Source organism: Nostoc sp. PCC 7107, assembly GCF_000316625.1.
Taxonomy (GTDB): domain Bacteria; phylum Cyanobacteriota; class Cyanobacteriia; order Cyanobacteriales; family Nostocaceae; genus Nostoc_B.
The window spans coordinates 4,352,096-4,377,905 of the sequence record NC_019676.1 but is presented as its reverse complement, the minus strand read 5'-3'; the positions used below and the strand labels follow the sequence as shown (position 1 = coordinate 4,377,905).

The following is a 25,810-nucleotide window of genomic DNA, read 5'->3' as shown; positions in this document are numbered from 1 at the left end:
TTATAAAGTAAATCTTTAGACGACAAGACGACGCAACATAATCCGAGTCATAACAGCATATATAGCAGCTTCACTCATTTCGGGTAGGCGCTCATAATCTTTGCTGAGACGATGATATTGGTTAAACCACCCAAATGTTCTTTCGACTACCCAACGTTTCGGTAAAACCTGAAATTCTGACTCGGTACGCCGTATGACTTCAACATGAGCTTGGATCATCAACCAAACACAAAGAGCAAACTTATCACCGTCATAACCGGAATCAACCCATAAAACTTCAACTTTCTCAAGTAATTCAGGACGCTCCTCTAACAATTCCATCAAAGCATAGGCAGCAAGCACTCGCTCTGGGGCATTTGCTTCACTTACAACCACTTTCAACAATAATCCCAGGCTATCAACCAAAGTCTGTCGCTTTCGCCCTTTTACCTTTTTACCGCCATCAAAACCGTACACATCCCCCTTTTTTGGTCAGTTTTAACTGACTGACTGTCTGCGGCGAGGGCGCTGGGTTGTGTTGATTTACCTAATTTTAAGCGAACCTGACCGCGTAATGAATGGTTTAATTTTTCCCATACCCCTTTGCGCTGCCATTTGCGGTAGTAGTTGTATACAGTTGAGCTGGGCGGGAAGTCTCCCGGAAGCATATTCCATTGGCATCCTGTCTTCAGGTGATAGTAGATAGCGTTGCATACCTCCCGCATATCAGTTGTGCGCGGGTGTCCTCCTTCTTTCGCTGGTGGAATCAAGGGGGCTAGGATTTCCCACTCCATATCTGTTAAGTCTGTGGGGTAAGACTTTCGCGCCATACCTAACTATGTAAATACACTACGTTTAATGTATCTTATCGTTGTCATAACTCTTTTCTTTTCGCTTTTAGATTTACTTTATAAATAGCCTCTTAATTCCTAGTAACTAGACTGAATATAACGATCATCATTATTAATCAATAACAGTGAAATGTTAGATATTCAGGACTAAGTATCAGATTGCATAAGTTCATAGCAAAACAGATACACAAACTCTGTGTACCCTGCGTTTACCTCAGCGCTACTTTGCGTTTAAAAAAGGATCAATTAAAAATTGTTCAACAAAAAGATGAGGGAATTTTATACATCTTTTGACCAGATAATTAACTCGCCTTGTTCACCACCTGCGGCGAGAAATTGACATTGGGGATGCCAAGCTAAGGTGGAGAACCCGGCGCTAACACCCGTGAGAATTTGTGATACTTGTGCTGCTGCTGACCACAAACACAATAAACCATCAGCGCCGGCGGAGGCTAATAAAAAGCTGTGGGGTGCAAAAGCGATCGCATTAATCACATCTACATGATTAGTTAACACTCGCGCTTCCCAACCCAGAGATTCATCCTCTAACTTTTCCCAGACGACAATGCCTTCAACACTGGAAGAAGCCAGTATGGGCGCACCTAGTTCTGTAGTAGCTTCCGACCAAGCCAACTGACGAATCTTACCAGGAAAGCCTCGCATAATCCAAGGGTCAGGGTTGTTCCAGTCCAACACAGTGACGCTGCGATCCATATTACCCGAAGCCAAATATTTGCTATCTGGCGACCAACCCATAGCTACACTTACAGTTGGCATAGTCAGAAAGAATGGTTCTTCATCCCAGTTTTGACTCTCCCAAATCTTGACTCCTTGATAACCAGCAATGGCTAAATACTTTCCATCGCTGCGCCAATCTATACCTAAAACCGAGGAGTTATCAAAATTTAAGGTGACGACTATCTCGCGCTGATCTGCATCCCACACTTGCACGTAACGCCCCAAACTAAAAGCTAGTTGGTTACTAGTATGATTCCAAGCCAACTTGTCAACCCAGGCGGGTGTATTTTCTAACGTGGCGATGAGTTCATTTTCTTGCCAAATTTTAACTTGTCCATCTTGTCCGCCAACAGCTAAAAATTTGCCATCAGCCGAAAAAGCCACACAGTCTACTGATTTACCATTACTACTTTTTAGTTCTACTACATTGCCATCATTCCATAGCACCACCTCGCCAGCCGCAGAAGTAGCAGCGAGAATTTCACCTTCAGGAGACCAAGCTAATGCTGTGACATAATCTGACAGCATCCCTGAATCATATATGGCAAATTCTGAGGATTGGTTAGTTGTCAAGTTCATTTTTATCTGCGTACCCTCCGGGAAGCCGCTATCGCGTATACATCTGCGGTTAATTTTATCCAAATCTCAACTCAGCGAGAAGTTGCGAGGAGAAGTCATTGCGTTGGACGGGTTGCCCGGCTTCTCGCAGAGTAGCAAGTGGCGTGGTTTCCCTCCGGGCAAACCTCGGTGACTCAGCAATTTTAAGAGAAATGGGGCAATTCTTTTTCAGAACTACCCCAAATACAGATTTTAGATTATTACCGCTGTTGATTAAGCAAAGGCGGCTGTTTTTACATCATTATTGGCCAATATTTCTTGCAATTCTTCGGCATCTACTGTTTCTTTATCAACCAGCATTTGTGCTATTTGATCTAAAACGTGGCGGTTGTTGACTAACACTTCTTTAGCGCGGATGTAGGCTGTATCCACTAGTTTACGGACTTCTTCGTCAATGGCCGCAGCGGTTTCTTCTGAGAAGTCGCGCTCTGACATGATATCGCGTCCGAGGAACATATTACCTTGTTGACGACCCAGCGCAACAGGCCCCAAGCGATCGCTCATCCCAAATCGGGTGATCATCTGACGGGCTACACGTGCTACTTGCTGTAGGTCGTTAGAAGCACCTGTGGTAACTTCTTCTTCACCAAAGATGATTTCTTCAGCTAAACGACCACCTAATGCCACAGCCATCTGATTTTCTAGATAGGCGCGGCTGTATAAACCAGTATCCATCCGGTCTTCGCTGGGGGTGAACCAAGTTAAACCACCTGCACGACCGCGAGGAATGATACTAATCTTTTGTACTGGGTCATAGTCGGGCATCAATGCACCAACTAAGGCGTGACCAGCTTCGTGATAAGCTACCAAGGTCTTGCGTTTTTCGCTCATTACTCGGTCTTTCTTTTCTGGGCCAGCTAACACGCGATCGATGGCATCATTAATTTCGTCCATCGAAATTTCGGTTAAGTTGCGACGGGCTGCCAAAATTGCCGCTTCATTCAACAGGTTAGATAAATCTGCGCCCGTGAAACCAGGGGTACGACGGGCGATTTTATCCAAGTCCACATCTTTGGCTAAGGTTTTACCACGGGCGTGAACTTTGAGAATTTCGCTACGTCCGGCGTAGTCGGGACGGTCTACAACAACTTGACGGTCAAAGCGACCAGGACGTAATAGCGCTGCGTCTAATACGTCGGGACGGTTGGTAGCAGCGATAATAATAATCCCAGTGTTACCTTCAAAACCATCCATTTCGGTGAGTAACTGGTTGAGGGTTTGTTCCCGTTCATCGTTACCACCGCCTAAACCAGCACCCCGTTGACGACCAACTGCATCAATTTCATCGATGAAGACAATACAGGGAGCGTTAGATTTAGCTTGTTCAAATAAATCACGGACACGGGAAGCACCCACACCCACAAACATTTCCACAAATTCTGAACCAGAGATTGAGAAGAAAGGTACACCAGCTTCCCCAGCTACAGCACGAGCCAGTAAGGTTTTACCCGTACCTGGAGGCCCAACTAATAATACTCCTTTAGGAATTTTTGCACCGACTGCGGTAAAGCGATCGGCGTTTTTCAGAAAGTCTACAACTTCGTTTAATTCGAGCTTGGCTTGGTCAATCCCAGCAACATCACCAAATGTTACCTGGGTTTGGGGTTCCATTTGCACTCTGGCTTTGGATTTACCAAAGTTCATGGCTTGGCTACCGGGTCCACTTTGAGCGCGGCGGAGTAAGAAAAATAAACCAACTAAAAGTAGTACAGGGAAAAATAAGCTGCTCAGTGCTTTAAACCAAAAGCCTTCGTCGGTTTGAGGTAAAACGGAAAAATCAACGTTTTTTGAGGTGAGAGTGTTGATCAAGTCGGGGTCGTTAACTAACGTCACCTTAATCTGAGTTCCATCCTTAGACTTGACAAGGGCTGTGGAACGATCTGCACTCAGCCTAACTTGTGCAACTCCACCGTTGTTCACTTCTTGAATAAATTGACTGTAACGCCATGTTTGTGTATTTTGTGGTTGTTTGTCAAAGAATGCTGTTCCCAGAGCAATGACAACAATAAACAGTAGCGTGTACAGCCCCGCATTTCTCCATCTTTTATTCACTAAGGTCTATCTCCTGTATATTCTGTGCTTTCGCGGAGCGTCTCTGTATGAGAGGGCATTATTAAGAATTATGTTAACTTATTTTAAGGTATACCAGAATGGTACGGTTGTCATGCTAAAAAGCCTCCTGATTTGCTGAAAATTGAGATGGTGGGGATTATATTGTAGCGACCCTGAAGCTTGCTCAACGGTATGAATAGGGATAATTTCTACCACACTATTAGTGTAGGCGATCGCTTCAAATTCGGTGACTAACTCAGGTGTCCAAGCCTCCTGTCGCACTTGTATCTGTTGATTTTCCAGCCATTGGATAATTTGCGATCGCCTAATTCCGGGTAAAATCCCTACATATTCGGGCGGTGTCCACCAATCACCATCTCGCCATCCCCAAAGGTTACCAGTACTCGTTTCTAGCCAATTCCCCAACCCATCAACTAAAATCGCTTCCTCGGCGGCTAAAGCTTGTACACTATTTTTCGCTAACCACGCACTTAAATAATTACCTGTTTTATGAGAAGGCAAGTTGCGAGAAAATTCTGGTTGTGCAGTGGCGCATTTCACCCCATTTTGTTGTTTTTCTAATAAATCTGCTGGTAAATTTCTGCCAATTATCCATTCCCTACCATCAGGAAATAAGGTAATTCTGAGAACAGGGAAATGTTGGATGAGAATTTCTGCACCTTGATATATTTGCTGCCAATCTGGTTGTTGCCAAGCAAAAACTTGTAAACTCAACTTCAGGCGATCGCAGTGAGCTTGCCAGTTAGTTAAACTACTGTCGAGGGAATTCTCATAAACCCGCAGCGTAGTAAATACCGTCGCACCATAAAGCAACCCCGGATCATTAATATCTAATTCCAGGGTTTGAGCTTCAATCAATTTGCCGTTGTACCAATAAATAGGTTTACCCACTCTAGTCAACCCAATTTACTACTTGTACACCAGGAATCTGTCTAAAATGGCGAAGGTTTCTTGTTACTAACGTAGCTTGATTAGAGAGGGCAATACTAGCAATCAATAAATCGGCTCGTCCTATTTTTCGGAATTTCGGGATGATACGTAAACGCTCAAACTGTTCTGATGCGGCTTGACTTACGGGTACAATCAAAAGTTGGCTGAGTAGTTCTTCTGTACGAAATAGAAGAGATTGCGCCTTGAGTAAATCTAATCCTGAATTGGCTTTTAAAAGATATTCAATCCTGCCACGCAAAACTTCTGCTTTCGTAATAATGGTAATGCCAACTTCGGGATCATTTACAGACCTTAATCGCTCAACCACATTAGCATTTCCAGCATAAAGATATGTGAGTGTGTCAGTATCAAGCAAATACATCAACTTTCAGACTCCGCATCAACTTCTGAGCGTCCCCTTGCTTGATAAATAGTGTTTCTCAATTCTGCTATTGAATCATCATCTGCTAAACTTCCTGCTTGTTGCAGAAGAATCGCTCGACTACTTTGATAACGTAACCAGTCATCAATCGCCACCTTTAAAAATCTCCAGTCATCTTCAATTTTACGCCCTGGAATATTACCCAAAGTAGCTTGATGCACAACTGTTTCAATGGGTAGTCGTAGATATGCAGAGGTTTCTTCAAGGGTGAGAATATCCGGTAGTGTTAATTGTTCCATAACCTTATTCTCCAATTTCCGGCGAGTTGAGCCAATGACCAAATTCTTCCAGAAAGGAATCGTTCAATATTGCTTGACGAATCTTTTGGGTGAACCGAATCAGTTCAGTGATATTGTGAATACTGAGTAAGGTGTAAGCTAAAATTTCTTGCGATCGCACTAAATGAGAAATATACGCCCGACTAAAATTTTGACACGCATAACAAGGGCAAGTTTCATCTAGTGAGGTAAAGTCTTCACGAAATTTAGCATTTTTTAAATTCCAGCGTTCACCTTGCACCACTGCTGTACCATGTCTCGCCCAACGAGTCGGAATGACGCAATCAAATAAATCTATACCAGAAGCGATCGCGATCGCCATTTCTCGGTAAGTCCCCACACCCATCAAATAACGGGGCTTTTCTGGTGGTAACAGTGGTGCGGTGGCTTGGACAATCTGCGCCATCAATTCTGCGGGTTCTCCCACACTCACACCGCCAATAGCATATCCAGGCAAATCTAATTTAGCTAACGCCACAGCCGCCTGAGAACGCAAATCTAAATACACTCCCCCTTGGACAATTCCAAATAATGCCTGATCTTGGCGTTGATGTGCTGCTATACAGCGTTCTAGCCAACGGTAAGTTCGCTCAGTAGCCGTTTCGACTTCTTGGCGAGTTGCGGGGTAAGGAGGACATTCATCAAAAGCCATGATCACATCCGCCCCTAAAGTATTCTGAATCTCTATGGAACGCTCTGGTGTCAAATTGATAATCTGCCCATCATGAGGCGACCTAAAAGTTACACCCTCTTCCGTAATTTTTCGCATCTCACTTAAGCTGAACACTTGAAACCCACCAGAATCAGTGAGCATCGGCCCGTCCCAGCCCATAAATTTATGTAACCCACCACCACCAGCTACAATTGCTTCTCCTGGTTGCAAATGTAAGTGGTAAGTATTAGATAATACCATCTGTGCGCCAGTATCTTTTAACTGGGCAGGTGTGACTGTTTTGACATTAGCTAATGTCCCCACAGGCATAAATCTTGGGGTTTCCACAGCACCGTGAGGCGTGAAGAATATCCCGGCTCTCGCTTTTGTCTGGCTACAACGAGCTAAGGATTGAAAAGAGAAATTATCGCTCAAAGTAAAAATTAAATAATTATACTAAATGTTTGTCATTTGTCCTTGGTTATAGCAATCTTTCATCGTTGTGCTGCATCACCATTGACTATTGACCATTCTATTTAAAACGAATCAGAGCAGTCATCATCAATTTCTGCATCCCATTTCGCTGAAAGAACTTGTTCCATCATCGCTTCAATTGCACTGACGTTGAAGGTTTTTTCTCGCCGTTCTTGGATGGGGGTTGTGAGGGGAACTAGCCGTAAGCACATTCCTTCTTGCATCAAATCGAAACAGGTTTTTTGTGGCGATGACTGTTTCAGTTCTATGTAGTCAAAACTATAAACGTTTAAATAAAGCGCACTGTTAGCCACTAAAGTAGAACGTTGCGGATTAGCAAATACTTCTATGACATCTCCTTCACCCTCGCTCACTACCTTGTCTCCGTGGGTGTATATGTAGTGAACTCGACCTAAATCAGAAAGTAATCGCCGCATGTCGAGCTTATTCACAATCACGCCCGTGTCAACAATGCACGGAGCAGGTATCCTGGTGTCGGGTAGATGATGACTCATAGGAAAATTAAAGAGTGAGAAAAGGCGAGAACACAGCTAAAAGCATTGAATGAATAGCTTAATTAGTTCCCTACATTTAAAAAATATCAATTTTGTGGTGCGATCGCTTCAATACTCTCGATCTAATTTACTAGCTAATGAATACACAAAATCTTGTACTAGTGTTACTTGTGGAACTTATTTTTTTATGTTATCATTGCAAGCTAAAAACTTAGCTTTACGAGTCCAGCATAGCAAAATTTTTCCGGAGAGTCTGTAAACTAATAGCTATCTTATCCAAAGCTTTAAACTTTCTTACTAGTGGTTGTACACAGTAATCACTATTATCCCGGAAATAGCTGCTCAATAAATGTAACTAAAATGACTAATTTTTCTCGGTGGTGGAAATCACCCCTGGATAATCTGATAGCTAGTGTAATATTTTACAGTGTTCTTCCTTTGCCTTATATCAATGGCTTAGATTTTCGGGAAGTTTCTCTCTTTGCTCCAATAGTTGGGTTAGTCATTGGGGGAATTTTAGGGCTATGTGACACTGGTATGATTTATCTAAATATACCAGTATTAACTCGCAGTACTTTAATTGTGTGTGCTTGGATAGCTTTGACAGGCGGATTACACTTAGATGGCGCAATGGATACAGCTGATGGTTTAGCTGTAGGGAATCCAGAAAAACGATTAGAAGTCATGGCAGATAGTGCCACAGGAGCATTTGGAGCAATGGCAGCGATCGCCATAGTATTATTAAAAACAGCAGCCTTGACAGAAATTGAAGCTCATCGTTGGTTAATAATCATGGCTGCTTGCGGTTGGGGGCGCTGGGGACAACAACTAGCCATATTGCGATATCCTTACCTGAAACCGACTGGTAAAGGTGCATTTCACAAAGAAGCCATTCGTTCCTACAAAGATGTCATTCCCGGACTACTGTTGTTGTTAAGTTTGAGTGGTTTGCTGTGGCTATTTAGTAGCCACAGACTATTTTTCGCACTAACAATGATATTTGCTGGCAGTGCGATCGCTTGGCTCACAGGCTTATGGTTTAATCACAAATTAGGGGGACACACAGGTGACACATACGGCGCAGTCGTCGAGTGGACAGAAGCCTTATTTCTCTGTGTGTTAACTGTCTTTTAGTGAGAGAAAGAGGCAATCTAACTACTCAGCACTTTACTTAATTGGTTGCAGTTTTGTCACCTTCAGTTTAAAGTTACCCACTCCAGTTTCCCCAAAAGACCGAACACGAATAATATATATTCCTGTTTCGTTGATGCGGGTAAATAGTAGAGAGTTACTAGTACCATCGGGGCCATCATCATTTTCTGCCACAGTTGAGCCATCTGGTGCTAACAGGGTAATGATACAGTCAAAGTTTTCGGAAGATAAATCAACTGCCAGATTATCACCTTTATTCAACTTAACTGTGTAGTCACGGGCGAATCCACCCTGCCCTGTGGGGATATCTTTTTCTGAAAGTGTATCAGAAAGTTCAGTGAGATTAGTTAAAGGAATTGGACTGTACAACTTACTTTGAGCTAATGCTGCTGTTGTACTGATACCAATTGCCAAAAAAGTAGTAGGAACAATGATGAATCTTCTTAAACCTGCTGCAAAAGCTTTACTCATAATCTCCGGCAGTGTTGCCACACACAAGGTATTCGCTTAATTATAGATTTGTCAGAGATGACTCGCCTATGAAATAGTACAGATCAGCGTAAATAAACAGACCATCGGGAATTGCTAAAAGGCTTGTGGTATAACTATTTTTTCTTTTTCCTTTTGACTTTTTACTTTTGCTTTGTTGTACTAGTATGTTGGTCTTTGATGGCGATCGCAACTGCGGCTAACCCCAAAACTTTAATTCCCGACTGATGAAGTGTTTGTACGGCAGATTTGGTGGTAGCACCAGTAGTGTAAATATCATCTACTAACAAGACTGAAGTACTTGTACAGCGATCGCGGAATTCTTTGCCAACCACAAAAGCTTCAGCTAAGTTTTTTTCGCGTTCAGACATCGATAACCCAAATTGCGCTTGAGTTTCCCGCACTCTTTCTAAACCGTTAAGGTTTAATTTTAACTTAGTTGTTTGACAGAAGCTTTCGGCAATTAACGCCGCTTGATTGTAACCACGTTGCTTTTGCTTTTGCTGGTGCATAGGTATGGGGACAACTAAAATTTGAGTATGAGGCTGAGGTGAGTGTAATAACCATGCTTCGCCTAACCATGCACCTAATATCCGGGCAATATTTGGCTGATTTTCATACTTCATCACCGCGATCGCTCGTTTTAGGCTACCACCATATACACCCCAACCAAAAATCGGTACTGCACCTTGCCATGATGCACAAGGATTTTTCTGACCACAGTTTTGTAATTGTCTAGCACAGTATTGACACAAAATATCGGATGTACTTCGCTGACACAACGGACAATGAGATTGTAAAAATAGGTTGAGCAAACCTTGTAGATTATGAGTCCAACTGGGCATAAAGAATTAGCCTAGATATTTAACATACACGCGATCGCACCGTGCAGTTTCCACACCTATTTCTGGTTGATAACCACTGCTTTCGTATAACTTGACTGCTTCTACCAAGATGCTGGCGGTTTCAATCCAAATTTGCTGAAAACCACGGGTAGCAATTGCTGCTTCTAGTTGTTGTAACAAATATTTGCCCAATCCGATACCTCTGACACTTGGTAAAAGATACATTTTGCGGATTTCCACAGCTTTTTCCCCACGACTGATTGGGTAATAAGCCCCAGTACCTACTATTTGGCTTTGGTGTTCAATTACCCAAAACTCGCCACCTGTTGCTAAGTAACATTCTTCTACTTGCAACACATCTCGGTCAGCACCTTTGGGTTCCCAACCCAAACCGTATTCTGATAATACATAACTGATGACTGCGGCCGCTCTGGTGCGATCGCCCTTCTCCCAGTTACGAATTAAGAAATCTCGATAATGTTCTCTCATTCCGATGTGTGGGTTAGGTTTAAACAGAAAAATTTTCTGGATATATATCCCAATTTACCCACTAGATCGCTATTCTGGCAGAAACAATATCACAACAGTGAACAGTGAACAGTAAACAGTTATCAGTTAAATCCTTTGGTCTAATTCCCCCAGCAATTGGTGGAAAGCGTTGGTGGCTGGTCAAAATCCCCCACCTGTGACTGAGCTTATCGAAGTATATGCCGTCTGGACTGATAACTGATTTAATTTTTTATCTCTAAGGCAGAAGCATGTTTTTTTTGCAGAACTTCTGTAGCTTTTTCCGCAGGAAGCGGTTTATAGAACAAATAACCTTGGATATCTTCACAGTGAATAGATTTCAAAAAATCTAGTTCTTCTTGCTTTTCTACACCTTCAGCCGTTAGTCTTAGCCCTAAGTTACGTCCCAAGGTGACAATTGCCTTCACAATATGAGCTACTCGCACATCTGTGGTTAACTCTTGAATAAAAGAGCGATCAATTTTCAAGTTATGTAGTGGGAGAAGTTGCAGGCGTGAAAGCGAAGAATGGCCTGTCCCAAAGTCATCTATGGAAAGGTGAACACCCATTTGTTCTAAGTTATGTAAAACATTTCTGGTAAATTCTAAGTCGGCGATCACTGTTGATTCCGTAATTTCCAACTCTAAAAACCTGGCATCTAATTCTGTCTCTGCCAGAATTCTGGCTACATCTTCTACCAATGTAGATTGACGAAATTGTTTAGGTGAAAGATTCACAGCTACAGTTAAAGAGGGTAATCCTGCTTGTTGCCAAGCTTTATTTTGCAGACAAGCTGCCCTTAATACCCATTCACCAATCGGAATAATCAATCCACTTTCTTCAGCTAGGGGAATAAACACATTTGGCGCTATTAGTCCCATCTCTGGGTTTTGCCAGCGTACCAGAGCCTCCATCCCAGTGATTTCTCCGGTCAAGATATTTACACGGGGCTGGTAATATACGATTAATTCTTCCCGTTCTACAGCATGGCGCAAACTTTTCTCTAAATTTAGCAGTTCTGGAGTTTTGGAACTGAGGGTAGTTGTATAAAACTGATAATTATTTCTGCCTAAATCTTTGGCGTGATATAAAGCTGCATCTGCATGTTGAATCAGAACTTCCGCATCATGGCTGTGTTCATCAAATAAAGCAATGCCAATGCTGGCACTGATATAAAGTTCATGTCCATCAAAACAAAACATCTTTTGTAAGGCTTGCAAGATTCTTTGGGCTACTTGGTCTACCTCATCTAGATAATTAACTCGTGGAAGCAAGATTGTAAATTCATCTCCTCCCCAACGTGCCACAGTATCTCCTTCTCGAAGAGATTCTTTCAGCCTTTGCGCCACAATTTGTAATAATTCGTCTCCCAATGTATGACCTAACGTATCATTAATCACTTTGAAGCGATCTAAATCGAGAAACATCACTGCTAAACTTTCACGATTGCGTGTTGCGTTTGGTAGAGCTTTAGCCAACAGTTCATTAAATAGTAAACGGTTGGGTAATCCAGTCAGCATATCGTGGAGTGCTTGATAGCGAATTTTTTCTTCTACTTGTTGACGTTGCCATGCACCGCTAATACTAGCCGCCATTGTCAATAAAGTTGATTCTTCATGTCTTGACCATAGACGCTCTTGAGAACAGTCTGCTAAACCAAGGCAACCCCAAAACTCATCTTCTAGTCGTAAGGGGACTAAAAGTAAAGATTTAATTCCATCTCTGTTCAGTAGCTTTTGTTCAGCTGTGGGAAATTCTTGGATAGTACCACTAATAGATTGTCCGCAGGAGAGAGTCGCATACCAACGCGCCAGTTCCGAAGATTGATAAAGCTGATTTTGCCAGTTGTGTCGAGAAGATGTAAATTTAGTTTGTGTCCATTCAAATTGCAAGCTGAGAGCCATTTCTCCTGTATCTAAGTGGAGATGGTTTTTAAATAAATAGGCGCGATCAGCCTTAGCTGCTTCTCCTAAAACAGATAGAGCCTTATCTATGCCAGTTTCGTAATTCATTTCCACTAGCAAATAATTTGCGGCTTCGGCTACTGCTTGTAATAGGCGATCGCGTTGGCGTAATTCAGCTTCGGCTTGCTTTTGCGCTGTAATATCCCTCACAATAAAAGTTCTAATTAAGTCACTTTCAGGTAAGTAATGGATACATTGCTCAAAAACTTCCTGATCAACTGTGATTTCGCGGGAAAAAGAATTTATCTTTCGATCCTCTACCGCATTGAATAATCCTGTCAGTACAGGATGTTTGTTACCAATTTCTCGAATCTTCGGAAATTTCACTGATGCGGCTGGATTGAGATATGTGATTGTTCCCTCTAAATCCATCTCGATAATTGGGTTGGGGATGAGTTCAGGGAAAGATGCTAGGCGTGCTAAAGCCGTTTCACTGGCCGCCTCAAAGTTAGGATCAACAATCAAAGTTTGAAAAGGGTTGGCTACATTTGCCTGCTCTAACAAAAAATCAGAGATGTTTTCAATATCCCCACTTTCTGAAAAAGCCTTTTCGGAAATATAGGAAACTGCATAGTATTTAGCCTGGACTTGATTATTCCCAAACTCAACTAAATCTCCATGCTGAAGATTATGGGAGACGCATTTCATCCCATTTACATATAAGCCATTGGTACTGGATTTACCCTTGAAGTTACCATCAATAATCCGAAAGCTATACTGGTCGGTTTCTGGAAGCGTGACCCGTAGCAAGATCGCATGTTGTCTAGATACTGAACGAGAACGCAGCACGATCGCATTTCTCGAATCTCGACCAATGGAATAAGTGGTTTCTTGAAGTGGGATAGTTCTTTGTCCTTGCAAGTCTTGGACAACTAACAGGTGACGTATTTTTTCCCACTCATTTCCTGGCATTGCTCTTCCTCAAAATCTCATATCCTGGATTGAATGCTGAAAAATCCTACTTGTAGTCACTTGCTCTCAGTTTAATCCTTTCTCAAATATCTAGGATAAATTTAAACGTATAGTATTTTACACAGTGTAAATACTTATTTTATGAAGTAAGGCGAACTTTACTTACTTCAAGATGCTTTTTTATCACATTATTAAAATAAACTTATAATAAAAAAAACTTAGTGAAACCACTGAACTATAAATTAATATTTGACTGTAATCTTAACCTAATTTTTTAGTAACATCTTTGAGAGAGGTTTACCAATCTCAGTTGTTTTTTCTTGAAAATCACCAGCATAGTTAATTACGCAGATAGTTTTGTAAGTTTTATGACTTCCATAAGCAACACCACTAACTTTAAATGCAGAGTTAAAGATATTTGTTCGATGTCCGCGTGATGGGATTCCATCATCAATAATTAATTGCATGACTATATCTTGTGCTGTATTTGGGCCATAGCTAATATTTTCAGCCGCAGTTATCTGCCATTTTCCATAGCGATTAATGCGATCAAAAGGATTGCTACTATCACTACCATAATGACCTGTATTTCCTTTACTACCTTGGTCTTTCACATGAGCTTTTGCGGCTAAAGACATCCCTCTAGATACACTTAATGCTCCGACAGGAGGTGCTGTTTTGAGAAATTTGATCGCCTCATCAACAGCTTTACTTCCTTCTTGAGTAATTAAGAAGGAATTTTGTGACAGTCTCACATTTTTACCCTGAAACCGTTTTTTATAACTTTCTAAAATTGCAATATATGCCTTGGGATTTTGTCTAACTTTATTAGTTTCCTTAATTACTTCTTGTTCTATAAATGAAAGATAATTTATTTTTGCTACTAAATATAAACTAGATTTTTCATCCAAAATTAGAATAGGCTTGGCTAAAAATGAACTATATTGAAAAATTTGTTGATAACAAATAGTAACTAATATGCTGATGATCAATACTGCTAAATTCATGTGTTTCACAATTACTGCATAGCTTCTATATATATTGTATTTTTTACAACGTGTCACCCTGATAGATATGCAATAAGTCAAGTATAATAAATTATTTGTATTACTGAGATGCGTCGGACATAGCGAAAGTAAATTTGTTCTCCCTGCCCCCCTACAACCTATTTGGATCAAACTTAAATTAACCCGGTATTACACCAATTCTGAGGATATGGGAAAATTCGGAAATTACGCCAAAATTGCATCTGAGTTTGGCCGCCGTCTAATTGGTAAATCAGGTAAAGTAAAGATAAGTAAAGAAAGCGCGTTAATCATAAATGGCAGCTCTACCCTTACAGGAAATTTCTGCTCAGTTAGAAAGTTCAAATTTACGCGATCGCATGGTTGCACTGGCCAGTCTGCGCGATGTCCCGCCTGAAGATGCAGTACCTTTAATTAAAAAGGTGTTGGATGATGATTCTTTGCAACTGCGCTCTATGGCCATCTTTGCCTTGGGAATCAAGCAAACTGATGAATGTTATGCAATCTTAGTCAGAATTTTGCAAACAGACCCCGACTATGGTATTCGTGCAGATGCTGCTGGTGCATTGGGATATTTAGGTGATATCAGAGCTTTTGAGGCACTAGCTAGAGCATTTTATGAAGATACTGATTGGTTAGTCCGATTTAGTGCTGCTGTGGCTTTAGGTAATCTTAAAGACCCACGCGCTAGTGAAATTCTCTTACAGGCTTTGGATAGTAAGGAAGCGGTTTTACAAGAAGCTGCAATTTCTGCACTAGGGGAAATTGGTGACTTAGCAGCAGTTGATAGTATTCTCAAATTTGCTCAATCGGATGATTGGCTAGTCAGACAAAGGCTGGTAGAAGCCCTGGGAAATCTGCCTACACCTAAGAGTATCTCGGCTTTAAAATATTTAGAGAAAGATAGCCATCCCAACGTTTCTGAAGCTGCAAGAATCTGCCTCAAGCGAATTGAGGAAAAAGGCAAGCAAGCATAAAATTTCCTTCTCCTGCTACCTTTTAATAATAAGAGGGACTTTTAGTATTTTGATGCAGGGTAATTTCATTTATGAATATTGAAGAGTTTTTTGAGTTAAGTGCTGGTAAATGGTTTTCTCACCGTACTAGCCACCATTTAGCATTTAAACAGTCTGAAGATGGTAAGTCAGACATTGTCATTGAGATGTTGGCAGCAGATCATCCCGAAGTGATCCAACTATGTCAACAGTACGAAGTTAACCCCAGTGAAGCTTCTTGTGGTGCAAGAGTCACCTGGAACGGCACAATGGAATGGGATGAAGAGAAACACACAGGTTCGACTGTGTTAGTTACTGTACCGGATGCTGATAATCCCAGTGAAGGTAAGTTACTACGAGAAATGGGTTATGCGGAAAAAGCCCCTGTTGCTGGGCGCTATAAGATGGGTAGCGATGACGCATTGACCTTAACCACAGAGTACGAAACCATGTGGTCAGAAGAACGCTTGTGGTTTGCTAGTCCCAATTTAAGAATGCGTGTTAGTATTCTCAAGCGCTTTGGCGGTTTTAGTATGGCTTCCTTTACTTCAGAAATTCGTATGGGTGGTAGTTCTGCGGCCGCTAAAGCCGCTGAAGTTAGTAATTCAGCTTCATAGAAAAGTAGAGACGTGCAATATCGCACGTCTCTACTTTTCTAACTGGAATCTCCATAAGTGCCATGTTTGTGATAAATTCCTAATTTTAAAGCTATAGTTTTTACTTTCCGATCGCTCCCAACACTTTGAGTTTGGCTTTTTATCCTTCGGAAATCCCTGTCAATCAAGTAATATTTATGCCTTTCCAGGAAAGATGCCTACTTAAAGTTTGCACAGTTTCACCGATTTGCAGCTCCCAAATTTGCATCAGTTGTTCCAGAAATGCGATCGCCGCCCATTTTTGATTCTTGAGAATTACCAGACAGCAATGGGTTTGCAGCCAGTACAGCAACCGTTCTGGTTTTGCTGGAAGGATAAGACGGATTTTTTATTGCAACATTTTAACCTTGCCACGCCACTAGGTGTATTTCAAACATCAAATATTAGTCCTATAGATATTTCTTATTTATTCAATAAATTAGGCTCCTAATTGCTAAATAGGGAACAAAAAAACATAGTTTAACCTGTTAAAAACCTAATATGTTTACTTTTCATGAAAGTAGGGCAAAGTATGATTGCTTGGAAATATTTTGCATTCTTTGTACTACTATTAGCATCACTATTATCAGCAATTAAGCAAATGAGTCTTGCTTTAGATGAAGGAAATCTTGAGCGCTTTACTCTTTGGACAAGTATTGCTTCTTTGATTGCAGGATTACCAATTATATTGTGGTAAATCTGGTAAATCTTTGACTCCGTAAGTAGGTCGTTGAAAATATTTGTAGTTTGGGAAAAGTAGAAAGCATAAAGTATGAAAGATAAAACTTTATACTTCACACTTCCAACGGTTCCATTTCATGCTGATACCATTGTTGGTCAACGCGTTCAGCGACTAAAGGTCGAACAATAAACTTAAGTGGATAACCATCTTGGACATCAACTCGCACGCAGGAATAAGGTAAGCGTGTTTGAGAACCGTAACCATAGCGACCGACATAAAGTAGGGAGTCTGCAACTTTACGAATCGGACTACCAGAAAGTTCAGTAAAACTCTCTAACAATTCCGTTCCCTCGCTGCGCTGACGGCGAGGACGGCGACCACTACCACCGGAGACAATACAAGGAATATGGGAATCGGCATATCCTGTATTGGCTATGCGGAGATACTCTAAACAGTGAGCATGACCGTTAAATATTAAATCAACTATGGGTCGGCCTTGTGTGAGGGAACCAAGATTTTCTTTGACTTGTTCCAACACCCAACGTAACCGATGACGCACAGCTAAAGTTTGTGCTTGACTCCATTTTGTGGCTTCGGTGACGTAGGGAGGATGGTGAAAAAAGAGAATCCGACCGCGAACTTCTGAAGTATGCCAAGATTCAATAAGTCTGTCGCGCAACCATTCTAGTTGTTCAAAATCAATTGCTGGCGACTGGTGAGATGATAATTGTTTCTCAATGTCGATTTTGACTTCGTTAATTTGGTCTAATTTGGCACTGAGGTCGTCGAGTTGTTCCGCATCATTTGGGTTATCGGGATTGAGGCGATCGCTCATTGCCAAAATCTGTTCTTCTTCTTTGTCTATTTCCTGGCGGCGCTTTTGCAATTCCCGGCGGTAAATTTCTCCGGCTTGAGTTGTCGGTAAAGGCGATGGCATATTAAATGTATTAGAATCCAAGGCAAAAAAATCTATACCACCATACCTAAATGTGTAATAACGATTGGGTATACGGGTAAATTCTCCTGGTATGTAACGCAAACAACGACCAGTGTCTGTTTTCCCTGTATAATTTTGGTCTAAATGGTGGTGTAATTCTTCCGCAGAAGTTAAAGCGGCTAGATAATCTAAAAAGGCGCGTGAATAAGCATCTCCTTGATTAGAACCATGCCAACCAATTTCAAAATCTTTGTAACGCAGCATCCGCCGCAACCTGAGTGTGCTACCCGTTAACCAACGGTAGACAAAAGGGACATCATAATAATCGTGGTTGCCGAGAACTGGTAAAAACGGTAAGTTAAAGGTCATGCGATCGTAGGCAATGTTGTTGGGGTTCTCGCCACCCACTAAAAATTCTCGGTAAGGTTCAATAAAGTTGGCTGGGTAATATTCATGGGAACCTACCACATAAATCACATCACCAGTGTGTAGCACAAAACGGCAATCATCTTTATGCGTCAGCATTAATTTAGCTACTTCGCGTTGCGGGTGGTGTCCGTAATGAGATTTTGTACCACTATCTCCAATTACCAAAAACGAAAATTCGGGGTTCTCATCTTTGCCATCGTCAATTAACATACTGGTTTGATCGATGCCTCGCTGGAGCATAGTGCTATGTCTCCACCGTACCCTCTCCTTCATTTTTTGAATTTTTACAGGAATTGGTGGTTCAGAAATCAATCTCATACTTTAACAATGCTTTCCTAACGCATCCCAATTGTAGCGAGTTGTTTTCGTAATTACTCACTGTTGCTCACTACGGTTAATTGGGTGCATAGCTGATTAATTGGATGAAATTTGTTTTGCGTCTACTCTGCGAGAACGCCTGACGGCGAATGCGCCCTGGCGCGAAGAATCAATCTTTAATTATGGTTAATCTGAATTCATCCCACATTGATGCAACTCCTAATTGGGCTATTAGCCAGCTTTTAATTTTATATGAGTATTTACAGAAAAATTTAGGTGCTTTAAGCACAGGACTTACGCACAGGCTACGGAAAATCGAACCACAAAGACGCAGAGGTCACGGAGAAATGAGAGTTTGAGAGGTGTTTTGCGTAAGTCCTAAAGCAGCTAAGTCAACCCTAATCAACTGGGCTGTAAAGTTAACAAAAAGTTAGGATAAATATCTTACGTATTTGTTACTAATCTTGAAAATGAAAATATGTACAAGCAAGTTGCCACTAGATTATAGTAGTTTTACGGAAGAAAACACTACTAGAAATTTCTACGTAAAATTAACGTCTAACATCTGTAGTTGATTATTGACAAGATATTTTATTTATAGGCTTTCGCAGCAGGAGACACATAATTAACTAATTCAATTAACTGGAGAGTTTCACAGATAACACTGAAAATTGTCAACAAAACTAGATAAAATTTTGCATATATCTGCGAAATCCAACCTATCTATGATGTATGAACATACAGTAAAGCCCAAGTGAAGGGATTGACTATGAAACCGTTTTTCCTGATGAGATGCGTCTGTGTAACTTTAATGCTTGGCTCTCTCTTACCTGTTAGCGCAGATAAAGTTGTAGCCCTGCCTGCTTACTTAGCTCAAGCTCAGTCGAACTACAATCAATATATGCAGATGGGTTACAGTGCTACCCGTCAGCGGAATTACTCAGATGCTTTGAACTATTTTAAACAAGCACTTCAGGAAAGACCAGGCGATCGCTACGCTACTACAGCAGTGAACAACATCCAAATTTATGTATCACGCGATCGCCGCAATGGTAACAAGCGTCAAACCTACGTTACCTATATTCCCACCAACTTGGGCAAACCCGTGCGGCAAGTACAGGGAGGAACTCGTAGTGTCCCACGTCTGAGCGAAACTGGTGTAGCCTGCATTCCAGGGAAAAAGCGCTTAATGGCGCTAATACCAACTTTAGATTTAATGCAAAGAACCACAGCCTCTAATCCCAGTTTCTTCTTTTATGTACCGCAAACATCTGCACCAGTCATGGAACTGGTTTTGTCAGATGAAGAAGACAATATTGTGTATCAGAAAACCTTGCCAACACCAACTAAAGCTGGTATTGTCAGCCTGAACTTGCCAGAAAATTCAGATGTGCCAAGTTTAAAAGTTGGGAAAACGTATCACTGGGATTTTTCGATAATTTGCGATCGCAGCGATAGACAGCTAGATTACGTAGTTTCCGGCTCCATTCAACGGATTGCGCCAGATGCTGCACTGATGACCCAATTAGAGAAAGTCAAACCAGAAGAACAAGCAGCCATTTATGCCTTGTCTGGATTTTGGGAAGATTCTTTAGCAATTCTCAGTGAATTGCGTAAATCTAGCCCTAACGATCTGACAATTAAAAATGATTGGGAAGATTTATTACGCTCTGGAGGTTTAGAAGAAATTGCTCAAGAACCTCTAGTATCTTGCTGCACAATACAGTAGTCCTCTACTGGTAAAAATTAACTCATCAAATATGAGCAGAAACTTTACCGTGGTGAAACAATGATTAAGAAAAACTTTTAATTTCCTGCGCCTAAAACCTTATAACATCATACGTACGTATAACAGGAGCATTAATAGTAAACAAACTTCACCAAGCACAACTGTCATCAATTTGTATAATCACTAGACTTCACACAAAATTACAAGCAATCAAATATCAAGTTGCTTGTGCAGCTACATTCCCTTGTGTTTCAGACAAATTGTTTATTTGTTAGCTATCAAGGCAGTAGTAGCTGATAGTTTTTTTATGAACTTTTACTTCAGTCTAGGGAATTTTATCCACTAAAACATACTAGAACTCTAACGTTATAGCAACTGCAAACAATGATTAGTCAAGTCTCAGAAAAACAGATGCACATAGTCAGGTGGCTGCTTGCTATCGGCTGGCTGACATTAATTTTTTCTTTATTTTATGATCCCCTTTCGGTTTGGTTAACCGACCCCAGTAATACAGCAAGTCCCTTTCATCTCCATCCAGAGAGATATCTCGATCCTGATGATTGCGTAGCAGTTCAGGGTTTATGTTTACCAGAACAACCCTATCCTATGGGAGCGCGGATATTCTGGGCAATGGTACTGCCCATCGGGATCATGGTTTTGCTGTTATTTGGGCATGAATTTTGGCGGCGGATTTGTCCGTTATATTTCTTCTCCCAAATTCCCCGCGCCTTGGGGATTCAGCGCAAGCGTAAAGTCGTTAACCCAGATACAGGGAATATTCGGTACGAATTAGCAGGGGTGGAAAAGGAATCTTGGTTGGGGCGCAATTACCTATACCTGCAAATGTTCCTGTTCTATTTGGGATTGAACATCCGCATTTTGTTTGTGAATAGCGATCGTACAGCAATGGCTGCGTTCTTGTTGTTCACCATCGCGTCTTCCATTGGCGTAGGCTTTCTCTTCAAAGGTAGAAGTTGGTGTCAATACTTCTGCCCAATGGCTCCCATACAAATGTTTTACACAGGCCCCAGAGGATTGTTAGGGAGTGATGCCCACCTCAAACCGCCCCAAAGCATCACTCAATCCATGTGCCGCAGTGTCGATACTAGTGGTAACGAAAAAAGTGCTTGCGTTAGCTGTCAATCCCCTTGTATTGACATTGACTCAGAACGTTCTTATTGGGAAGGAATTACCAGACCAGACCAAAAGCTAGTCTTTTACACCTATTTTGGCTTGATGTTTGGTTTCTACTTTTACTACTTCTTGTACGCAGGTAACTGGGACTACTACTACTCAGGAGCTTGGACACATGAAGAAGGACAGTTAAGCACGCTGTTCAACCCAGGTTTTTACATCTTTGAACAAGCTATACCCATTCCCAAAATCATTGCAGCCCCGATAACCATCGGTGTGTGTGCAGCCCTGAGCTACTTGATTTGTTCCAGCCTAGAAAAAGCTTATCGGGCATTCCTCAAAGGCAAAGGCAGAAATATTAGTGACGAAGATATTATGCACACTTGCTTTGTCTTGTGTACATTTATCTCTTTTAACGTCTTCTTCTCCTTCGGTGGTCGCCCCAACATTAGTTTATTTCCCACTTGGGGAGTTTTGGTACTGAATGCCTTTGTCGTATTGGTCAGTAGTTTATGGCTACATAGAAGTTTAGGTAGGAGCAAAGACAATTATTCTCGTGAGAGTTTGGCTAGTAGTTTGCGTCGTCAGTTAAACAAACTAGCAGTTGATTGGAGCAAATTCCTCGAAGGGCGATCGCTCCAAGACCTCCTACCCAACGAAGTCTATGTTCTGGCTAAAGTATTACCCGGTTTTAGTCGTGCTGACAGACTGCGCGTTTATAAAGGCGTATTGCAAGAATCCTTACAAGAAGGTAACGTCCAATCTGCCGACAGCTTAGAAGTCCTCAAAGATGTCCGCAAAGAATTGAACGTCAGCGATGAAGAACACTACTCCGTCCTTTCTGAACTGGGTGTCGAAGACCCAGGCCTACTCGATCCGCAAAGACAACTCAGCCGCGAAAACCAACTGCGGATTGATAGCTATCGCCGCGCACTCGAATTAGTTATCCAAGAACTAGTAGAAACAGGTACACCCTTATCAGATGCCTTTGAGCGCAAGCAAAAGCAAATCATGAGCTTGCGTCAAGAATATGCCATCACATCTGCCGAACAAGAACAAGTCTTGGCAGAAATGTTTAACCAAGATGGCGCACTACTGAGGACAGCCGAAACTTTATTATCTCAATTGCAAGACTTAGCAGTTCGCTATCAAGCGCTGCAAAACTTAGTTTCCAATCCCCACGCACCTGTTTACGTCCTATTGCGACAAGCAGTCCAAGAAAAACAAAAACTGATTGTCACCCAATTACTCAGCATCCTGGAAATTTTAGGAGATACCCCAGAAGCCTTCGACATTGCTCGTTCCATCGGTGTACTGGCAGCAAATATCTTGGGAGATATTCTGCGGTCAAATGAAGAACAGTCGAAATGGATATCTCGTCTCAGCATGAGAGTCATCGCCTCCTTACGCCAAGCCAAAGATCTAGTAACTCAGTCAGTTGGTGCAGCCACAGACATTAATCCAGGAATGGCTGATACGCAAATCGACGCTCCCAATTCCATTCGGAATTCCATTCCCACCAATACCTCTACATGGAGTTCCATCGTAGCGCCCACCCAAATCCCCGAACCGGCATTACGTTCTGATGTGATTATTGATGTCTTAATGCAAATGTTGCAAGATATCGATCCCTTAGTCCAAGCAGCCAGCCTCTATGCACTACATCAGATCGATCCTAGCCTTGGTTTCCAACAAGCTCGTCAGTTGTTAGATACAAAGTCTACTAAAGATCCACTGGTGATCGAAACCGCTGAACGCATTCTGGGACAAGGACAAACCCACGCCAAAAGCACTGTACCGACAATGATTGCTCAAATCAAAATCATGGGACGTGTGGAAAGACGAGTCTTTCAACAATCCACAGTTCGCGTCGGACGGGAAGTTGGCAACGACATCATCATTTCCGATAACCGCGTTTCGCGTCAGCACGCCATCTTCTACCTAGATGAAAAAGGCGTGAGCGTCAAAGATTTAGGTAGTAGTAATGGTCTGCGGATTGGCAAGACACAAATTCTTGATCAGCAAGCACAACTCAAACAAGGTGATGTTGTCCGCTTCAGCAGTGGCGACGATATTGTGATTCTGGTGCAGTGGGAAATGCAAGCACAACAAGGAGATACCCTTGCTGAAGCTTTAGGAACCTTAGAAAAGTTGTTATGGCTGTATAAGAGCAGCTTCTTCTCAGGACTCAAGGCAAATGTCTTAATTGATTTAGCCAAAAATAGCCACATCCGGGTTTATCGACCAGAAGAAGAAATTTGTCGAATGGGTACCGTTGCTCATGATCTAATCGTCTTAATCGATGGTGAGGCCAGAGTCAGCCAAAGCATGGGTAATCAAGATTTATCAGGAATTATCTTGCCTGGGCAAACTATTGGTGAATTAGAAGTATTAAACCACACCAACTATGCTGCCACCGTAGTAGCATCTAGTACCAGAACTAAGACATTAAGAATCAATGCTGAGAATTTTGAGGCAGTGCTGTCCCAAGACACATTACTAGCCAGAAATATCTTGGAGCTTTTGAGCAATCGTCTGCAAGCAAGTCTAGGACAAGCTTGTTCCATAACGCAACTCTAGCAATTTAACTGGGATGGCAGTACCATCCCAGTTAAAGCAATCAACGCCAGTTTTGTGGCACTCCTCATTACCTGTATTGAGTTTAGGTAATGATTACAACATAAAGTGTGAACAATTTCCCTGATTTTGGCAGTAGAAACACATAGGAATTGACATATTAGGTAATTAATATGCTTAAACTCAGAATCATTGACCCACAGCAACCCAACGAACTCAAAGAACTAGACCTCAACTTAGACACAATGCTCAATCATGAGTGTCTCATTGGGCGATATCCTAACTGTAATGTGGTTTTAGATAGTGCCGAAGTCAGTCGGATGCACGGCAAAATTTCTCTCAAAAATGGCAATTATTATTACACTGATTTGGCAAGTCGTGCTGGTTCGCGGTTAAATGCGGAACAAATCCAAATAAATCAGGATTATCCCTTGAAAATGGGAGACATGATGCAGATTGGGCGGTTTTTCTTGATGGTAATTGGCGTACTATCCAGCAACGAACCGACCATGATTGATCTGAATATTAACGTTAATACTAACGTAGTCAGTACAAGCAACGGTCAGGGTATACAGCAAGAAATAGCGATCGCCTCTGTCGCCCCACCATCAATTCCTGAACCACAAATAATTCCAGCCGCTGTCGTCAAAGCTCCAGAAGAGTACATGCCACTAGCGACGGTAGATCACAGCCAAATTGAGCGTTGGATGAAGGGAGATTTAACCGTTAAATGTATCCAGATCATTGATGAGACCAACGATGTCAAAACCTTTCGCTTCGTGGTAGACCCACCAAAGCTCTTCACTTATAAACCAGGTCAGTTTGTCACCCTCGACTTAGAAATCAACGGCGAACAGGTGTTACGTTCCTACTCCATCTCATCCACACCTTCTCGTCCCCATACCCTAGAAATTACCGTTAAACGTGTCCCCGCACCTAATGATGTTGGGCCAGATGTCCCACGAGGTTTAGTTTCCAACTGGCTACACGATAACCTCAAGGTTGGTAGCACACTGAAACTGAATGGCCCAACAGGTAAATTTACCTGCTTTGCCAATCCCTCACCAAAACTGTTGCTGATCTCCGCAGGTAGTGGCATCACACCAATGATGTCTATGTCCCGCTGGTTGTATGACACAGCCTCTAACGTTGATGTTGTCTTTTTCCACTGCGCTCGTAGTCCCAGAGATATCATTTATCGGCAGGAACTAGACTGGATGGCAGCAAATCATCCCAGTTTTAATCTGGCAATTAGCATTACCCGTCGTGAACCCGGTCAAAGTTGGATGAGTTTCACCGGCAGACTTGATCCGGCAATGTTAAAACTAATTGCGCCAGACTATAAAGAACGCACAGTTTATGTATGTGGGCCGAACCCATTTATGGAATCGGTCAATGACTTGCTTGAAAGCATCGACTTCCCGATGCAGAACTACTATGAAGAAAGCTTTGGCCCACCTCGGAAAAAAACCAAAAAAGCCCCAGCGCCTGCGGCTAAGGTAGAAGTTCCGCCTACTCCTGCGGGTAATTTAGGGCTACGCCAAATGCTAGGCAAAATCTCTACAGAAGCAGCGTCAGTTCAAGATGTAGTAGCACGTGTGGCGACAACTCCATTCGCCGCTACACCAACTCCAGTCTCTCCCACCCCAGCATCTTCTAGTCAAACACTGATAGTTTTCTCAAAATCGGGTAAAGACGTACCTTGTGACGGCGAAGAAAGCATCCTGGATATGGCCGATCAAGAAGGAGTAAAAATCCGCAGCAGTTGCCGTTCTGGGGTTTGTGGTACTTGCAAAAAACGTAAATTAGAAGGAACCGTCAAAATGGAAGGCTATGATCCCGAAGCCTTGGAAGAAAGTGAAATTAAAGAAGGCTATATCTTAACTTGTGTGGCTTATCCTGTCGGTAGAGTCGTGATTGATGCTTAGTT

At 42.0% G+C, this 25,810-nt stretch carries 22 protein-coding genes; 8 read left to right on the top strand and 14 right to left on the bottom strand.

The window, feature by feature from the left end; translation table 11 throughout:
• Positions 1 to 15: 15 nt before the first annotated feature.
• The 8 genes from NOS7107_RS27990 to NOS7107_RS18725 form a co-directional block, all read right to left on the bottom strand.
• Positions 16 to 809, bottom strand: a protein-coding gene (locus NOS7107_RS27990; protein WP_085999800.1) for an IS5 family transposase whose coding sequence is annotated in 2 segments (ribosomal slippage) — positions 16 to 470 and positions 470 to 809 — 795 coding nt in all. Because the reading frame shifts where the segments join, the coding sequence is not laid out codon by codon here.
• A 300-nt stretch (positions 810 to 1,109) separates the two neighbouring features.
• The gene (locus NOS7107_RS18755; protein WP_015114521.1) at positions 1,110 to 2,147 is read right to left on the bottom strand and encodes a WD40 repeat domain-containing protein; all 1,038 of its coding nucleotides are present in this window, start codon (positions 2,145 to 2,147) and stop codon (positions 1,110 to 1,112) included.
• A 252-nt stretch (positions 2,148 to 2,399) separates the two neighbouring features.
• Complete coding sequence (gene ftsH3 / locus NOS7107_RS18750; protein ID WP_015114520.1) at positions 2,400 to 4,238, bottom strand: ATP-dependent zinc metalloprotease FtsH3; 1,839 nt, start codon at positions 4,236 to 4,238, stop codon at positions 2,400 to 2,402.
• A 78-nt stretch (positions 4,239 to 4,316) separates the two neighbouring features.
• Positions 4,317 to 5,138, bottom strand: a complete 822-nt coding sequence (locus NOS7107_RS18745; protein ID WP_044500968.1) for an aminotransferase class IV — start codon at positions 5,136 to 5,138, stop codon at positions 4,317 to 4,319.
• Positions 5,139 to 5,151: 13 nt separating this feature from the next.
• A complete protein-coding gene (locus tag NOS7107_RS18740) occupies positions 5,152 to 5,571 on the bottom strand; it encodes a type II toxin-antitoxin system VapC family toxin (protein WP_015114518.1) in 420 nt (139 codons plus the stop codon).
• Positions 5,571 to 5,870 carry a helix-turn-helix domain-containing protein gene (locus NOS7107_RS18735; protein WP_015114517.1) on the bottom strand — a complete coding sequence of 100 codons (300 nt, stop codon included), beginning with the start codon at positions 5,868 to 5,870 and terminating at the stop codon, positions 5,571 to 5,573. Before NOS7107_RS18735 ends, NOS7107_RS18740 begins: the two co-directional genes overlap by 1 nt.
• A gap of 4 nt (positions 5,871 to 5,874) precedes the next feature.
• Positions 5,875 to 6,996, bottom strand: coding sequence for a tRNA guanosine(34) transglycosylase Tgt (tgt, locus tag NOS7107_RS18730; protein ID WP_015114516.1), 1,122 nt, complete (start codon positions 6,994 to 6,996; stop codon positions 5,875 to 5,877).
• Between the two features lie 101 nt (positions 6,997 to 7,097).
• Positions 7,098 to 7,550, bottom strand: a complete 453-nt coding sequence (locus tag NOS7107_RS18725) for a hypothetical protein (protein ID WP_015114515.1) — start codon at positions 7,548 to 7,550, stop codon at positions 7,098 to 7,100.
• Positions 7,551 to 7,910: 360 nt separating this feature from the next.
• Between NOS7107_RS18725 and cobS the strand changes: the two genes are divergently transcribed.
• Positions 7,911 to 8,684, top strand: a complete 774-nt coding sequence (gene cobS, locus NOS7107_RS18720; protein WP_015114513.1) for an adenosylcobinamide-GDP ribazoletransferase — start codon at positions 7,911 to 7,913, stop codon at positions 8,682 to 8,684.
• A gap of 33 nt (positions 8,685 to 8,717) precedes the next feature.
• On the opposite strand, the gene NOS7107_RS18715 is transcribed toward cobS, so the two are convergent.
• The 5 genes from NOS7107_RS18715 to NOS7107_RS18695 form a co-directional block, all read right to left on the bottom strand.
• On the bottom strand, positions 8,718 to 9,173 hold the full coding sequence (locus NOS7107_RS18715; protein ID WP_015114512.1) for a PPC domain-containing protein: 456 nt from the start codon (positions 9,171 to 9,173) through the stop codon (positions 8,718 to 8,720).
• A 161-nt stretch (positions 9,174 to 9,334) separates the two neighbouring features.
• Positions 9,335 to 10,036 (bottom strand): ComF family protein, encoded by a 702-nt coding sequence (locus tag NOS7107_RS18710; protein ID WP_015114511.1) that lies wholly within the window; start codon positions 10,034 to 10,036, stop codon positions 9,335 to 9,337.
• A 6-nt stretch (positions 10,037 to 10,042) separates the two neighbouring features.
• A complete protein-coding gene (locus NOS7107_RS18705) occupies positions 10,043 to 10,525 on the bottom strand; it encodes a GNAT family N-acetyltransferase (protein ID WP_015114510.1) in 483 nt (160 codons plus the stop codon).
• Between the two features lie 242 nt (positions 10,526 to 10,767).
• Positions 10,768 to 13,419: an EAL domain-containing protein gene (locus tag NOS7107_RS18700; RefSeq protein ID WP_015114509.1), complete on the bottom strand. Its 2,652-nt coding sequence runs from the start codon at positions 13,417 to 13,419 to the stop codon at positions 10,768 to 10,770.
• A gap of 266 nt (positions 13,420 to 13,685) precedes the next feature.
• Positions 13,686 to 14,483 carry a CAP domain-containing protein gene (locus NOS7107_RS18695; protein WP_253274458.1) on the bottom strand — a complete coding sequence of 266 codons (798 nt, stop codon included), beginning with the start codon at positions 14,481 to 14,483 and terminating at the stop codon, positions 13,686 to 13,688.
• 257 nt (positions 14,484 to 14,740) lie between these two features.
• Between NOS7107_RS18695 and NOS7107_RS18690 the strand changes: the two genes are divergently transcribed.
• The 4 genes from NOS7107_RS18690 (at position 14,741) to NOS7107_RS29055 (ending at position 16,771) form a co-directional block, all read left to right on the top strand.
• On the top strand, positions 14,741 to 15,421 hold the full coding sequence (locus tag NOS7107_RS18690; RefSeq protein ID WP_015114507.1) for a HEAT repeat domain-containing protein: 681 nt from the start codon (positions 14,741 to 14,743) through the stop codon (positions 15,419 to 15,421).
• A 71-nt stretch (positions 15,422 to 15,492) separates the two neighbouring features.
• Positions 15,493 to 16,056, top strand: a complete 564-nt coding sequence (locus NOS7107_RS18685) for a phycobiliprotein lyase (RefSeq protein WP_015114506.1) — start codon at positions 15,493 to 15,495, stop codon at positions 16,054 to 16,056.
• 226 nt (positions 16,057 to 16,282) lie between these two features.
• Complete coding sequence (locus NOS7107_RS28670) at positions 16,283 to 16,525, top strand: hypothetical protein (protein ID WP_157374086.1); 243 nt, start codon at positions 16,283 to 16,285, stop codon at positions 16,523 to 16,525.
• Between the two features lie 63 nt (positions 16,526 to 16,588).
• Positions 16,589 to 16,771, top strand: a complete 183-nt coding sequence (locus tag NOS7107_RS29055; protein ID WP_015114505.1) for a hypothetical protein — start codon at positions 16,589 to 16,591, stop codon at positions 16,769 to 16,771.
• Between the two features lie 97 nt (positions 16,772 to 16,868).
• Here the strand turns inward: NOS7107_RS29055 and NOS7107_RS18675 are convergent, their stop codons facing one another.
• Positions 16,869 to 18,440 (bottom strand): metallophosphoesterase, encoded by a 1,572-nt coding sequence (locus tag NOS7107_RS18675; protein ID WP_015114504.1) that lies wholly within the window; start codon positions 18,438 to 18,440, stop codon positions 16,869 to 16,871.
• Between the two features lie 769 nt (positions 18,441 to 19,209).
• Between NOS7107_RS18675 and NOS7107_RS18665 the strand changes: the two genes are divergently transcribed.
• The 3 genes from NOS7107_RS18665 (at position 19,210) to NOS7107_RS18655 (ending at position 25,808) form a co-directional block, all read left to right on the top strand.
• Positions 19,210 to 20,169, top strand: coding sequence for a DUF928 domain-containing protein (locus tag NOS7107_RS18665; protein WP_015114502.1), 960 nt, complete (start codon positions 19,210 to 19,212; stop codon positions 20,167 to 20,169).
• Between the two features lie 411 nt (positions 20,170 to 20,580).
• The gene (locus tag NOS7107_RS27400) at positions 20,581 to 23,883 is read left to right on the top strand and encodes an FHA domain-containing protein (RefSeq protein ID WP_172641464.1); all 3,303 of its coding nucleotides are present in this window, start codon (positions 20,581 to 20,583) and stop codon (positions 23,881 to 23,883) included.
• Positions 23,884 to 24,053: 170 nt separating this feature from the next.
• Complete coding sequence (locus tag NOS7107_RS18655; RefSeq protein WP_015114500.1) at positions 24,054 to 25,808, top strand: FAD-binding oxidoreductase; 1,755 nt, start codon at positions 24,054 to 24,056, stop codon at positions 25,806 to 25,808.
• Positions 25,809 to 25,810: the final 2 nt, after the last annotated feature.

What these genes read in the sequence shown, in the direction of transcription:
- NOS7107_RS18755 (WP_015114521.1), bottom strand. Translation starts at nt 2,147, where the DNA reads ATGAACTTGACAACTAACCAATCCTCAGAATTTGCCATATATGATTCA.
- NOS7107_RS18740 (WP_015114518.1), bottom strand. Translation starts at nt 5,571, where the DNA reads ATGTATTTGCTTGATACTGACACACTCACATATCTTTATGCTGGAAAT.
- NOS7107_RS18735 (WP_015114517.1), bottom strand. Translation starts at nt 5,870, where the DNA reads ATGGAACAATTAACACTACCGGATATTCTCACCCTTGAAGAAACCTCT.
- NOS7107_RS18725 (WP_015114515.1), bottom strand. Translation starts at nt 7,550, where the DNA reads ATGAGTCATCATCTACCCGACACCAGGATACCTGCTCCGTGCATTGTT.
- cobS (WP_015114513.1), top strand. Translation starts at nt 7,911, where the DNA reads ATGACTAATTTTTCTCGGTGGTGGAAATCACCCCTGGATAATCTGATA.
- NOS7107_RS18715 (WP_015114512.1), bottom strand. Translation starts at nt 9,173, where the DNA reads ATGAGTAAAGCTTTTGCAGCAGGTTTAAGAAGATTCATCATTGTTCCT.
- NOS7107_RS18710 (WP_015114511.1), bottom strand. Translation starts at nt 10,036, where the DNA reads ATGCCCAGTTGGACTCATAATCTACAAGGTTTGCTCAACCTATTTTTA.
- NOS7107_RS18705 (WP_015114510.1), bottom strand. Translation starts at nt 10,525, where the DNA reads ATGAGAGAACATTATCGAGATTTCTTAATTCGTAACTGGGAGAAGGGC.
- NOS7107_RS18700 (WP_015114509.1), bottom strand. Translation starts at nt 13,419, where the DNA reads ATGCCAGGAAATGAGTGGGAAAAAATACGTCACCTGTTAGTTGTCCAA.
- NOS7107_RS18690 (WP_015114507.1), top strand. Translation starts at nt 14,741, where the DNA reads ATGGCAGCTCTACCCTTACAGGAAATTTCTGCTCAGTTAGAAAGTTCA.
- NOS7107_RS18685 (WP_015114506.1), top strand. Translation starts at nt 15,493, where the DNA reads ATGAATATTGAAGAGTTTTTTGAGTTAAGTGCTGGTAAATGGTTTTCT.
- NOS7107_RS29055 (WP_015114505.1), top strand. Translation starts at nt 16,589, where the DNA reads ATGAAAGTAGGGCAAAGTATGATTGCTTGGAAATATTTTGCATTCTTT.
- NOS7107_RS18675 (WP_015114504.1), bottom strand. Translation starts at nt 18,440, where the DNA reads ATGAGATTGATTTCTGAACCACCAATTCCTGTAAAAATTCAAAAAATG.
- NOS7107_RS18665 (WP_015114502.1), top strand. Translation starts at nt 19,210, where the DNA reads ATGAAACCGTTTTTCCTGATGAGATGCGTCTGTGTAACTTTAATGCTT.
- NOS7107_RS27400 (WP_172641464.1), top strand. Translation starts at nt 20,581, where the DNA reads ATGCACATAGTCAGGTGGCTGCTTGCTATCGGCTGGCTGACATTAATT.
- NOS7107_RS18655 (WP_015114500.1), top strand. Translation starts at nt 24,054, where the DNA reads ATGCTTAAACTCAGAATCATTGACCCACAGCAACCCAACGAACTCAAA.